Origin of the sequence: Pseudomonas sp. MMS21 TM103 (assembly GCF_022132145.1) — a bacterium.
Lineage (GTDB): Bacteria > Pseudomonadota > Gammaproteobacteria > Pseudomonadales > Pseudomonadaceae > Aquipseudomonas.
This window is the reverse complement of sequence record NZ_JAJISP010000001.1, coordinates 125,191-137,857: the sequence shown is the minus strand read 5'-3', so window position 1 is coordinate 137,857 and position 12,667 is coordinate 125,191. Positions and strand designations below refer to the sequence as shown.

General features: G+C 62.2%; 11 protein-coding genes. 6 read left to right on the top strand and 5 right to left on the bottom strand.

From position 1 onward, the window contains the following. Positions 1 to 9 precede the first annotated feature (9 nt). The 6 genes from hisS (at position 10) to LJY18_RS00630 (ending at position 6,821) form a co-directional block, all read left to right on the top strand. The gene (gene hisS, locus LJY18_RS00655; protein WP_238039792.1) at positions 10 to 1,299 is read left to right on the top strand and encodes a histidine--tRNA ligase; all 1,290 of its coding nucleotides are present in this window, start codon (positions 10 to 12) and stop codon (positions 1,297 to 1,299) included. A 38-nt stretch (positions 1,300 to 1,337) separates the two neighbouring features. Then, complete coding sequence (locus LJY18_RS00650) at positions 1,338 to 1,982, top strand: tetratricopeptide repeat protein (RefSeq protein WP_238039791.1); 645 nt, start codon at positions 1,338 to 1,340, stop codon at positions 1,980 to 1,982. Then, positions 1,975 to 3,126: an outer membrane protein assembly factor BamB gene (bamB, locus tag LJY18_RS00645; protein WP_238039790.1), complete on the top strand. Its 1,152-nt coding sequence runs from the start codon at positions 1,975 to 1,977 to the stop codon at positions 3,124 to 3,126. Before LJY18_RS00650 ends, bamB begins: the two co-directional genes overlap by 8 nt. A 128-nt stretch (positions 3,127 to 3,254) precedes the next feature. Next, positions 3,255 to 4,727 carry a ribosome biogenesis GTPase Der gene (gene der, locus LJY18_RS00640; RefSeq protein WP_238039789.1) on the top strand — a complete coding sequence of 491 codons (1,473 nt, stop codon included), beginning with the start codon at positions 3,255 to 3,257 and terminating at the stop codon, positions 4,725 to 4,727. A 166-nt stretch (positions 4,728 to 4,893) separates the two neighbouring features. Then, positions 4,894 to 6,042, top strand: a complete 1,149-nt coding sequence (locus LJY18_RS00635; RefSeq protein WP_238039788.1) for a pyridoxal phosphate-dependent aminotransferase — start codon at positions 4,894 to 4,896, stop codon at positions 6,040 to 6,042. After that, positions 6,030 to 6,821, top strand: a complete 792-nt coding sequence (locus LJY18_RS00630; protein ID WP_238039787.1) for an amidohydrolase — start codon at positions 6,030 to 6,032, stop codon at positions 6,819 to 6,821. Before LJY18_RS00635 ends, LJY18_RS00630 begins: the two co-directional genes overlap by 13 nt. 11 nt (positions 6,822 to 6,832) lie before the next feature. Here the strand turns inward: LJY18_RS00630 and LJY18_RS00625 are convergent, their stop codons facing one another. The 5 genes from LJY18_RS00625 to LJY18_RS00605 form a co-directional block, all read right to left on the bottom strand. Further along, positions 6,833 to 7,591: a substrate-binding periplasmic protein gene (locus LJY18_RS00625; protein ID WP_238039786.1), complete on the bottom strand. Its 759-nt coding sequence runs from the start codon at positions 7,589 to 7,591 to the stop codon at positions 6,833 to 6,835. Positions 7,592 to 7,878: 287 nt separating this feature from the next. Further along, positions 7,879 to 9,549 (bottom strand): 2-isopropylmalate synthase, encoded by a 1,671-nt coding sequence (gene leuA / locus LJY18_RS00620; RefSeq protein ID WP_238039785.1) that lies wholly within the window; start codon positions 9,547 to 9,549, stop codon positions 7,879 to 7,881. A 313-nt stretch (positions 9,550 to 9,862) separates the two neighbouring features. After that, positions 9,863 to 11,119: a mechanosensitive ion channel family protein gene (locus LJY18_RS00615; protein ID WP_238039784.1), complete on the bottom strand. Its 1,257-nt coding sequence runs from the start codon at positions 11,117 to 11,119 to the stop codon at positions 9,863 to 9,865. Positions 11,120 to 11,209: 90 nt separating this feature from the next. Then, positions 11,210 to 11,752, bottom strand: a complete 543-nt coding sequence (locus LJY18_RS00610) for a hydrolase (protein WP_238039783.1) — start codon at positions 11,750 to 11,752, stop codon at positions 11,210 to 11,212. A gap of 39 nt (positions 11,753 to 11,791) precedes the next feature. Beyond that, a complete protein-coding gene (locus LJY18_RS00605; RefSeq protein WP_238039782.1) occupies positions 11,792 to 12,616 on the bottom strand; it encodes a M23 family metallopeptidase in 825 nt (274 codons plus the stop codon). Positions 12,617 to 12,667: the final 51 nt, after the last annotated feature.

Sequence of the window (12,667 nt, the reverse complement as noted above, 5' to 3'; positions counted from 1 at the left end):
GGAAATGAATTGAGCAAGTCCCTGCAAGCCATTCGTGGCATGAACGATATCCTGCCCGAGCAGACCCCGCTTTGGCGTTACTTCGAAGACAGCGTGGCGCGCCTGCTGGATGGCTATGGCTATCGGCAGATCCGTATGCCGATCGTCGAGTTCACCGAGCTGTTCAAGCGCTCGATCGGCGAAGTGACCGACATCGTCGAAAAGGAGATGTACACCTTCGAGGATCGCAACGGTGACTCCCTGACTCTGCGTCCAGAAGGCACGGCCGCCTGCGTGCGGGCCGTGCTGGAACACGGCCTGGCCGGTGGCGGACAGACCCAGAAACTCTGGTACATCGGACCAATGTTCCGTCACGAGCGTCCGCAGAAGGGGCGCTATCGCCAATTCCACCAGATCGGTGTCGAAGTCTTCAACATCGACGGCCCGGATATCGACGCCGAGTTGATCATCCTGACCTGGCGTCTATGGGGCCTGCTCGGCATTCGCGATGCGGTCACCCTGGAGTTGAACAGTCTGGGCACCAGCGCGGCGCGCGCGGTCTATCGCGAGGCCCTGGTTGAGTACCTCACGGCCCGCGCCGAGCAACTGGATGAAGACAGTCGCCGGCGCATGACCAGTAATCCGCTGCGTGTGCTCGACAGCAAGAACCCGGACACCCAGGCGCTGCTGGCCGACGCACCGAAGCTGGCCGATTACCTGGATGACGAATCGCGGGTGCATTTCGACGGCCTGAAGGCGCGCCTGGATGCGGCTGGCGTTCCCTATGTGATCAATCCCAAGCTGGTGCGTGGCCTGGATTACTACAGCAAGACCGTGTTCGAGTGGGTGACCGATCAGCTCGGTGCCCAGGGCACTGTCTGCGCCGGCGGTCGTTACGATGGCCTGGTCGAGCAGATGGGTGGCAAACCGACCCCGGGTGTGGGTTTTGCCATGGGCATCGAGCGTCTGGTGCTGCTGATTGAAACCCTGGACAAGGTACCGGCAGAAATCGCCCGGCAGGTCGATGTCTACCTGTGTGCTCTGGGTGAACCGGCAGAACTGGCAGCCCTGGCCCTGGCCGAGCGCCTGCGTGATCAACTGCCGGCTCTGCGTTTGCAGGTCAATGCCGGCGCAGGCAGTTTCAAGAGTCAACTGAAGAAGGCCGACAAGAGCGGCGCGCTTTACGCCTTGGTCATGGGTGAAGACGAACTGGCCCAGCAAGTGGTAGGTTGCAAGCCGCTACGGGGCCAGGGCGAACAACAAAGTATCGCCTGGCCGGCACTGGCCGACCATTTGGCGACCTGCGTCTTGCAGGCCTGACAGGCTGTTAAGCGATTTAGCGAATAGGAGTATCTGGGGTGGTTTCGCGTACCGATGATGAAGAACTGGCGGTAATCAAGGATTGGTGGCAGCGCAACGGCAAGCCATTGCTCACTGGCAGCGCATTGGCGCTGGTGGTGGTGTTTGGCTGGCAGGGCTGGCAGAAATACCAGACAAGCCAGGCTCATGGCGCCTCGATGCTCTATCAGCAATTGCTCGAGACCGCGTTGACCCCGAGTGGCCAGCCTGATCCGGGCAAGGTCGCTGAGTTGGCCAACAAGCTCAAGAGCGATTTTTCCGGCAGTCACTATGCCCAGTACGGCAGTCTGTTCGTGGCCAAGGTCGCAGTCGAAGCAGGCCAGCTGGATGATGCTGCGGCCGAGTTGCAAGCGATTGTCGACAAGCCGGTAGACGACACGCTGGCTGAACTGGCCCGGCAGCGTCTGGCCCGGGTTCTGGCTGCGCAGGACAAAGTCGATGAGGCACTCACGCTGCTCGAGGGTGATGCCGATCAAGCCTACCTCGCCAGCCGAGAAGAACTTAAAGGCGACCTGTTGGTGAAATTGGGCCGCAGCGATGATGCCTATGCCGCCTATGTAAAAGCCAAGGCGGCGCTGGCCGAAGATGCCGCTGTTGGTGGCTTGCAATTGAAGCTCGACGATTTGGCCAAAGGGGATGCGTGACGTGATGCGTTGGAAAAATGCCGCACTGCTGGCCCTGGCCGTTTTGGCCGTAGGTTGCAGCAGCAACAGTAAAAAGGAATTGCCGCCTGCCGATCTGCCCGACTTCGAAGAGGAAGTCGTGCTGCAGAAGGAGTGGAGCCGTTCGATCGGTCAAGGCCAGGGCAAAACCTTCAACATGCTGGTGCCCGCTGTCGAGGGTGACAGCATTTATGCGGCCGATGTCGAAGGCCTGGTCATGGCGCTCGACCGCATGACGGGCAAGGTGATCTGGAAACAGGACCTGGATCTGCCGGTTTCGGGTGCCGTGGGCGCCGGTTACGGCCTGGTGGTGGTTGGCACGCTCAAGGGTGAGATCATTGCCCTCGATGCCAGCTCCGGTGAGGAAAAGTGGCGCGCGCAAGTGGCCAGTGAGGTGCTCGCGGCTCCGGCGGTCAATGGCGACATCGTGCTGGTGCAGACTCAGGATGATAGTCTGGTCGCCCTGGATGCTGACACCGGCAGCCAGCGCTGGATCTTTGAAAACACCCCGGCAGTTCTGACCCTGCGCGGCACCGGTAGCCCAGTGCTGACCAACCGCCTGGCAATTGCCGGCCTGTCCAGCGGCAAGGTGATTGCCCTCGATGCCCAGCGCGGTATTCCGGTTTGGGAGCAGCGAGTAGCGATTCCGCAAGGGCGCTCCGAGCTTGAGCGCGTGGTGGATATCGACGGAGGCCTGCTGCTTTCGGGTGGCAAGCTGTATGTCGTCAGCTACCAAGGTCGTGTGGCTGCGCTGGATTTGGAAAGCGGGCGGGTGCTGTGGCAGCGTGAAGCCTCCAGTTCAGTTGGCGTAGCCCAGGGTTTCGGCAACGTCTATGTCAGCCTGGCCAATGGCACGGTCGAGGGCATCGACGAGCGTTCCTCCTCGGCGCTATGGAGCAACGATGCGCTGTCGCGTCGCCAGTTGTCGGCGCCGGAAGTGTTTTCCAGCTATATAGCCTTTGGCGATCTGGAAGGTTACCTTCACCTGATCAGCCAGGTGGATGGGCGTTTTGTCGGGCGTACGCGCATTGACAGCGATGGCTTGCGTGCTCGTCCACTGGTGGTCGGGGCCTGGCTGTATGCGTTCGGCAATGGTGGCAAACTGGTCGCACTGACCGTCAAGTGAGCCACTGCTAACGGGCTTGGCTATGCTGCACGGCAATGCCGTACGGTTGGCCGTTTCGCCCTGTAAATTCTGGCCGCTGCCCATGCAGCGGCTTTTGTATTTTTTGAAATAACGAAGTGGAGAGCCTAATGGTTCCCGTAATTGCCCTGGTGGGCCGCCCTAACGTCGGCAAGTCCACCCTATTCAACCGCTTGACCAAAAGCCGCGACGCGATTGTCGGCGACCTGTCCGGTCTGACCCGTGATCGCCAATACGGCGAGGCCAAGTGGCAGGGGCGAACCTATATCGTCATCGACACCGGTGGTATTTCCGGTGATGAAGAAGGTATCGACGCGAAGATGGCCGAGCAGTCGCTGCAGGCTATTGAAGAGGCCGATGCCGTATTGTTTATGGTGGACGCCCGCGCCGGATTGTCGGCGGCGGATCAGATGATTGGCGAGCACCTGCGCAAGCGCAACAAGCGTAGCTTCCTGGTGATCAACAAGGTCGACAACATCGACCCGGACATGGCACGTGCCGAGTTCGCCTCCATGGCTATGGGCGAGTCCCTGGCGATTGCCGGCGCCCATGGACGTGGCATCACCCAGATGCTCGAAGCCGTACTGGGGTCTTTCCCCAAGGATGCAACCGAGCTGCCGGAGGGTGAGGAAGAGGAAATTGTCCTCGAAGGTCAGGAAGCCAAGCGCATCCCAGGCCCGAGCGAGAAGGACGGTATCAAGCTGGCGATCATCGGCCGCCCCAACGTAGGCAAGTCGACCCTAGTCAACCGCATGCTCGGTGAAGATCGGGTCATCGTCTATGACCAGGCCGGCACCACCCGCGACAGCATCTACATCCCGTTCGAGCGCGATGGCGAGAAGTACACCCTGATCGACACTGCCGGCGTGCGTCGCCGCGGCAAGATCTTCGAGGCGGTGGAAAAGTTCTCGGTGGTCAAGACCCTGCAAGCGATCCAGGACTCCAACGTGGTGGTGTTCGTCATGGATGCCCGCGAAGGGGTGGTCGATCACGACCTCAACCTGCTCGGCTTCGTCCTGGAAAGCGGGCGTGCCCTGGTTATCGCCCTGAACAAATGGGACGGCATGGATCCCAGCGAGCGCGACTACGTCAAGGTCGAGTTGCAGCGTCGGTTGTTCTTCGTCGACTTCGCCGATATTCACTTCATCTCGGCCTTGCATGGCACCGGTGTTGGTCATCTGTACAAGTCGGTGCAGGACTCGTTCAAGTCGGCGATTACTCGCTGGCCGACCAACCGCCTGACCCAGATTCTCGAAGATGCGGTCGGCGATCATGCGCCGCCAATGGTCAGGAACCGCCGGATCAAGCTGCGCTATGCTCACCTCGGGGGGGCCAACCCGCCGCTGATCGTGATCCACGGCAACCAGGTCGATGCGGTACCCAAGTCTTATGTACGCTACCTGGAAAACACCTACCGGCGTGTACTCAAGCTGGTCGGCACGCCGATCCGCATCGAGTTCAAGGGTGGCGAAAACCCTTACGAGGGTAACAAGAACACCCTCACCGACCGGCAGGTGAACAAGAAGCGCCGCATGATGAGCCACCACAAGAAGGCCGATAAGAAGCGCAAGGATAAGCGTTGAGCTGATACCCAGCCGCTCTATAAAGGCACCTGCGGGTGCCTTTTTCATTTCTCGAGGTTGGGCTATCCTGCCGCATCGATAGCATTCTGACCTGCCGCTTTGCCGCGTGGGTCGGGCTGCGTAGGCTGAGCACCGCGAGCCTGGTTCAAGGCCGGCTTGGAGTCCCATGATCATCAGCAAACTGCCAAATGTCGGCACCACCATCTTCACCCGCATGTCGCAGCTTGCCGTGGCCACCGGCGCGCTCAACCTGTCCCAGGGCTTTCCTGACTTCGATGGCCCGCAGGCCTTGCGCGAGGCGGTCGGCCGGCACATAGCCGCCGGGCATAACCAGTACGCGCCCATGACCGGGTTGCCGGCGCTGCGCGACCAGGTGGCGGCGAAGATCGCGCGCAGCTATGGCCGCACAGTCGATGCCGATACTGAAGTCACCATTACACCGGGGGCGACCCAGGCGATCTTCTGTGCGATCCAGGCGCTGGTTCATCCTGGTGAAGAAGTGATTGTTTTCGATCCCTGCTACGACAGCTACGAACCCTCGGTTGAACTGGCCGGAGGGCGCTGCGTGCATGTGCCGCTGGCCTTGCCCGGCTTTGCCATCGATTGGCAGGCCTTGACCGATGCGCTGAGCGACAAGACCCGCCTGATCATCCTCAACAGTCCGCACAACCCCAGTGGCGCATTGCTCTCGCGGGCCGAGCTGGATCAGTTGGCAACGCTGATCCGTGAGCGCGATATCTACCTGGTCAGTGACGAGGTCTATGAGCACCTGGTATTCGACGGGGTCGGGCATGCCAGCGTGCTGGCCCATGAAGAGCTGTACCAGCGCGCCTTGGTGGTCAGCTCGTTCGGTAAGACCTATCACGTCACTGGCTGGAAGACCGGCTATGTGGTGGCGCCGCCGGCCTTGAGCGCCGAGCTGCGCAAGGTGCACCAGTACGTCAGCTTCTGTGGCGTCACCCCGCTGCAGTGGGCGCTGGCCGACTTCATGGCCGAATATCCCGAGCATGTCGAGGAGCTGCCGGCGTTCTACCAAGCCAAGCGCGACCTGTTCTGCGACCTGCTGGGTGACTCGCGCTTCAGCTTCAGTCGCGCCGCCGGCACTTATTTTCAGCTGGCCGATTATTCGACGATTCGCGATGACCTGGATGATCTGGCGATGGCCGAGTGGTTGACCCGCGAGCATGGCGTGGCGGCCATTCCGGTTTCGGTGTTCTACCAGCATCCGCCGCAGGGCTTGCGCCTGCTGCGCTTCTGCTTCGCCAAGCGCGAGGAGACCCTGCGCCAGGCCGCGGAGAAACTATGCGCGATATAAACCCATTGCCCGACCTTGGGCTGGCGCTGATCCAGACCGAACTGGCCTGGCAAGACCCCGCAGCCAATCGCACGCATTTTCAGGCCTTGCTGGAACAGGCCCGGGGCGCCGACCTGATCGTGCTGCCGGAGATGTTCAGCACCGGTTTTTCCATGGACTCCGCGGCCCTGGCCGAGCCTGAGAATGGCCCAACCTGCCAGTGGTTGCTGGAGCAGGCCGCGCGGCTGCAGGCGGTGATCTGCGGCAGCTTGATCATCCAGGCGGCCGATGGCACTTACCGCAACCGTCTGCTCTGGGCGCGTCCAGACGGCTCGCTGGCGCACTACGACAAGCGCCACCTGTTCCGCATGGCCGGCGAACACAAGCATTACGCCGCCGGTGAGGAGCAGGTGCTGTTCGAACTCAAGGGCTGGCAGATTCGTCCGCTGATCTGCTATGACCTGCGCTTCCCGGTCTGGAGCCGCGACCCGCACACCACCGACCTGCTGCTGTATACCGCCAACTGGCCAGCGGCGCGGCGCCAGCACTGGAACCGTTTGCTGCCGGCGCGGGCGATCGAAAACCTCTGTTATGTGGCTGCGGTGAATCGCATTGGTCAGGACGGCAAGGGCCATGCCTACAGTGGCGATAGCCAGGTGCTGGATTTTCAGGGTGAGACCCTGCTCGATGCGGTCGACGCCGATGGCGTGTTTCGGCTGAGTCTCAAGGCCGCCGAGCTGGCGGCCTACCGTGAGCGTTTCCCGGCGTATCGGGACGCCGATGCGTTCAACCTGCTGTGAGCGAATGACTGCTACTGGGTCAGGTAGTGGTCATAGATGGCCTGGTAGCGGCCACTGGCCTTGAGCTCTTCGAGGCCGGCATTGAAGTCGTCACGGATCTGCGGGTCGTGGAATACCGGCCGATAATTCTGCGGATCTTCCTCGATGAACTGATGCATCTCGGTGTTCTTGGCCTTGAACAGGCTGGTGCGTTCCAGATACAGCTCGAAGTAGCGAAAAATGCTCTTGTCACTGAGTACCAGGTCGTAGCGCCCCTTGTTCAGGCCCAGGACCTGCAACTGCTGGTTGTTCTGCTCGAAATACAGGCCATCGTTCTGGCTGGCGGCGAGCCATTCGGGGTAGCGCTGGGCGGCGCCCTGAAAGGCCACTACGCTGAGGCCCTTGAGATCTTCAGGCGTTTTGATCTCGAGGTGGCGGCCCTTCAGGCTGACGAACACGTTGTGGTAAATCACCGCGGGATTGCCGTAGAGCGCGGCGGCATCGCTGAGATCCTGGCCCAGGTCGGTCATGGCCGCATCCACCTCGCCACGGCGAAATGCCAGGGGCACCCGGGCCAGCGGAAAGTAGCGGGGTTCGAGTGTGTGCCCGCGCAAGGCCAGCGCCTCGCCTATGACGTCCAGTTCGATACCGCTGTCGCTCTCCGGGAAGCTGAAGGGCGGAATATTTTCGCCGAAGGCCATGACCACGCTGGCGGCCATGCTGGAGCCGCTGCCCAGGTGCAGCAGGCAGAACAGCGACAGGTGGGCCAAGCATGCAATTGGGTGCTTCATGGTTTTCTTCCGGCGAATCGAACCCTTTGATCTTAAATGATTGGCCTGCGCGGATCCTCCTTGGATCTGCACCAGCTGTGCGGCTGAACCTGTACCTGGCGGGCGGCGTTGTCAGTTGCCGGGTCAGGCGTCGGTGTGCCCCGACTGCTGTTTTAAGGCCAACTGCTGCGCCGCGCTGGCTTGCAGGCGTTGTTGTTATTGGCCGGATATTACCCAGGGATTGCAGGCCTCCGCGCATTACCTAGCGGCCCAGCAGCGCCCCCGCGGCAGGGCGGGGGCAGGCTGACTCAGGCCGCCTGTTCGGCTGCCTGGCCGAGGGCGCGGTTGAGCGCGCTGAACAGGGCGCGGAAGCTTGCCGTGGTCAGGTTCTCGTCGATGCCGACGCCATGCAGGGCCCGCCCGCCGTTGACCCGCAGCTCGATGTAGGCCGCGGCCTTGGCGTTGGTGCCGGCACCGATGGCGTGTTCGCTGTAGTCCATGATCTCCACGGCCACCGGCAAGCCGGCGACCAGGGCTTCCAGCGGGCCCTTGCCGATGCCGCGCCAGTGCTGAGTCTCGCCCTTGCTGGTGACCTCCACATCCACCGCGCTGGTGCCGTTCTCTTCCTGCAGGCGATGGCCTTGCAAGGCGAAGGGCGCGGTGGCTTGCAGGTATTCGCGGTCGAGCAGCTGGTGGATCTGTCCGGCATTCATTTCCAGGCCGAGGCGATCGGTTTCCTTCTGCACCACCTGGCTGAACTCGATCTGCATGCGCCGCGGCAGGCTGATGCCGTATTCCTGTTCCAGCAGGAAGCTGATCCCACCCTTGCCCGACTGACTGTTGACCCGAATGACCGCTTCATAATCGCGGCCAATATCGGCGGGGTCGATCGGCAGGTAGGGCACTTCCCAGATGCCGTCCGGGTCCTGTTGGGCGAAGCCTTTGCGGATCGCGTCCTGATGCGAGCCGGAGAAGGCGGTGTGGACCAGGTCGCCGACATAGGGGTGGCGCGGGTGCACCGGAAGCTGGTTGCATTCCTCGACCACCTTGCGCACGTTGTCGATGTCGGAGAAATCTAGACCCGGGTGGATGCCCTGGGTGTAGAGGTTCAGCGCCAGGTTGACCAGGTCGACGTTGCCGGTGCGCTCGCCGTTGCCGAACAGGCAACCCTCGACGCGGTCGGCGCCGGCCATCAGGCCCAGTTCGCTGGCGGCCACGCCGGTGCCGCGGTCGTTGTGGGTGTGCAGGCTGATCAGCACGCTGTCGCGGCGGCTGATATGGCGGCCGAACCATTCGATCTGGTCGGCGTAGACGTTCGGCGTGGCCACTTCCACCGTGGTCGGCAGGTTGAGGATCACCTTGTTGGCAGGGGTCGGCTGCCACACATCCAGCACCGCGTCGCAGACTTCCACGGCGAACTCCAGTTCGGTGGAGGAGAAAATCTCCGGCGAGTACTGAAAGGTCCATTGGGTCTGCGGCTGTTGCGCGGCCAGTTTCTTGATGACCTGCGCGGCATTCACCGCGATGGCGACCACGCCGGCCTGGTCCTGGTTGAAGACGATGCGGCGGAAGCTCGGCGCCGTGGCGTTGTAGACATGAACGATGGCCTGCTTGGCGCCGACCAGCGATTCGAAGGTGCGGGTGATCAGGTCCTCGCGGGCCTGGGTCAGCACCTGAATGGTGGTGTCATCGGGGATATGACCACCCTCGATCAGCTCGCGGACGAAATCGAAGTCGGTCTGCGAGGCGGAGGGAAAGCCCACCTCGATCTGCTTGATGCCGACCTGCACCAGGGTCTTGAAGAAGCGCATCTTCTTCACCGCGTCCATCGGCTCGATCAACGACTGGTTACCGTCACGCAGGTCCGAGCTGCACCAGACCGGTACCTCGGTAATGGTCTTCGACGGCCAGGTGCGATCAGGCAGGTCGATGGCTGCAAAGGCGCGGTACTTGCTGGACGGGTCTTTGAGCATGCTCATGGGGTAATCCTTTTGACGGCGGCCGCAGAGGCTGGCCAGGCGAAATCGAGGTGGTTGCGGCGCTTCGGTTCAGTCACGCAGTCGCTGGCTGACCAGGCAGAGGTTGGCATGTTGCCGCAGCAGAATCAGGGTTTGGTTAGTGTTCATGGCGTAAACCCTATCCGTGGCGCTTAAAGCTGGCAAGCGTTGCGATAAAATTAGTGATTTCGATCGAGTATGTGTTTTATGCGCATTTTTATTGCGTGGAGGCGGGCTGCACTGCTCGCCGATTGTGCAGTGCTTTGCCCCCGCCCAGTCGCGCGGGGCGGCCGTCTCAGTACTCCGTTTGTGCGGCTCGGCGGCGTCCCAGTTCGCGCATGTCCGCGCCGCTGGGGTGTTGGAACACGCGCAGGCCGAACTCGGGCAGGATCGCCAGCAGGTGGTCGAAGATATCCGACTGGGTGCTCTCGTAGCTGCCCCAGGCAATGGTATTGGTGAAGCAATAGAGTTCCAGCGGCAGGCCGTTGGCCGTCGGGCTGAGCTGGCGCACCAGTTGGGTCATGTCCTGGTTAAGCTGCGGGTGCTGGCGCAGGTAAAATTCCACGTAGGCGCGGAAGGTGCCGATATTGGTGATGCGCCGGGTGTTGGCCGGTTCCTGGGCATCATCGGCCAGTGCGCTGTTCCAGCTGAGCAGTTCGCTGTGCTTGAGCTTGAGGTATTGCCTGAGCAGGCTGATGCGCTGCAGGCGGGCAATTGCCTGGGCGTCGAGGAAGCCGATGCTGGTCTGGTCGAGGTACAGGCTGCGCTTGATCCGCCTGCCGCCGCACTCCTGCATGCCGCGCCAGTTCTTGAACGGGTCGCTGATGAAGCGCTTGGTCGGGATGCTGGTGATGGTCTTGTCCCAGTTCTGCACCTTGACCGTGTGCAGGGCGATGTCGACCACGTCGCCGTCGGCATTCAGTTGCGGCATCTCTATCCAGTCGCCGACGCGGATGATGTCGCTGGAGGTGATCTGCACGCTGGCCACCAGCGACAGCAGGGTGTCCTGAAAGATCAACATCAGCACCGCGGCCATGGCCCCGAGGCCAGACAGCAGGATCAGCGGCGAGCGGTCGAGCAGGGTGGCGACCATGAGGATCACCGCCACTGCGAACACCGCAATCTTCAGCACCTGCAGGTAGCCCTTGATCGGCCGCAGATGGGCATCGCGGCGCAGGTGGTAGAGCGTGTTGGCAATATCCAGCAGGGTGCTCAAGGCCAGGGCGACGGTCAGCACGATAAAGGCGCTGCAGACGTTGCGGGTCACGATCACCAGGGCGTCTGGTAGATGCGGCAGCAGGCCGACACCGGTGAAGAGAATCAGTGCCGGCACTATATTGGCCAAGCGCTTGATCAGTTGGTTATCGAGTTCCTGCGCATTGCGTCCCAGGGTCGTTGCGTCGATCAGGCGGCACAGGGCGCGCACCAGGATGCGCTTGACCAGCCAGTTGGAAAGCCAGGCGGCGATGATCAGCAGTGCGGAGAAGATCAGGGTTTGCAGTTCTGGGTGGGTGTTGAGCCAGTCGAGCCAGCCGTTGAATTGGTTACGCATGCTTCAACTCCGGGTTGCACGGGTAGGGCGGGCATGCGTCGGGCATGCCTGGCAGTCCGCGGTGTTCAGGGGGCAGGGGATGCCGCGGGTTCAGCGAATGAAGGTCTTGCTCACCTCGCGAAACAGCAGGTTGCCGGCCTGCTCGAGCCATTCGAAGGCGACCATTTCCCGCGAGACGATGCTGGCGCCGGCTTGCTGCATGCGTGCCAGGGCCAGCGCCTTGTCCGAGGCCTGGCGTGAGCCGACGGCCTCCGCCACCACGAACACCTGACGGCCCTGGGCGAGCAGGTCGAGTACGGTTTGCAGCACGCAGACATGCGCTTCGCTGCCGCACACCACGAACTGCGCTCGTTCACCGCCGGCGCGCTTGAACAACTCGCCCTCGCTGACTGCAGAGAAATGCAGCTTCTCGATGATGGCCGAGGCCGGGTGGCCATCGCGCAAGGACGGGATCGTCTGCCCCAGGCCCTTGCTGTACTGCTCGGTGAGAAGTACGGGCACGCCGATGCGCTGCGCCACCTGCTGCACCCACAAGGCATTTTTGGCCAGCGCCGCACTGTCCTGGATGACCGGAAACAGGCGGGCCTGAATATCGATGATCAGCAGGGTTGAAGTCTCGGCTTTGATTCGCATCAACAGTCCCTCGGTAAGTCACTGGAGCACGGCAATCTTTCAGGGTTTGAACGCGCCGATAAAAATGGCCGGGTCGATCCGCGCATCATTCAGGCTGACGTTCCAGTGCAAGTGCGGCCCGGTGGCGCGGCCGGTGGCGCCGACCTTGCCGAGCTCGCCGCCGCGCGGCAGTTCGTCGCCGAGCTTCACGCCGATCTCCGACAGGTGGCAGAACATGCTGATCAGGCCCTGGCCGTGGTCGACGAACACCGTCTTGCCGTTGAAGAAGTAGTCGCCGGTGAGGATCACCTTGCCGGCCGCCGGAGCCTTGATCGGGGTGCCGTGGTTGGCGGCGAAGTCCAGACCCGAGTGCGGGTTGCGCTCCTCGCCATTGAAGAAGCGGCGCAGACCGAAGGGGCTGGACAATGGCCCGTTGACCGGCTTGTCGAACAGCAGGTTGCTCGGCTGGCGGGCACTGAACTGCTGGTAGGCGCGGGTCTGCTCCGCCAGTTCGCGGTTGATGCGCTTGAGGTTGGCGGCGTTTGGGTTGACCTGTTGCTGGTTCTTGATGGTGATGCGCTGCTCGGCGTAGTGCTTGCCGGCGACCTGGAAGCTCAGGCTCTGCGTATCGTTCACCTCGATCTGCTGGCTGCCGGGCTTGGTCGTCAGGGGCAGGCCGACGATGGCGATCCAGCGCTGGCCGTCTTCGTGGATTACCAGCAGCGGCTTGCCTTGGTAAGTGGCGCGGGGTGCGCTGGTTTGCTGGCCCAGGTCGATCACGGCGACGCCGCCGGGTATCGGTTGGTTGAGCAGGCGGGTGATAAAACCTTCGGCCTGCACGGGCAGGGCGAGGCAAAGACTGGCTAGCAAGGCAAGAAAACGCATGCGGTATCCCGGGTGTGGGGTGGATGCCGTTGTGCTCATCCACCTGGTGAT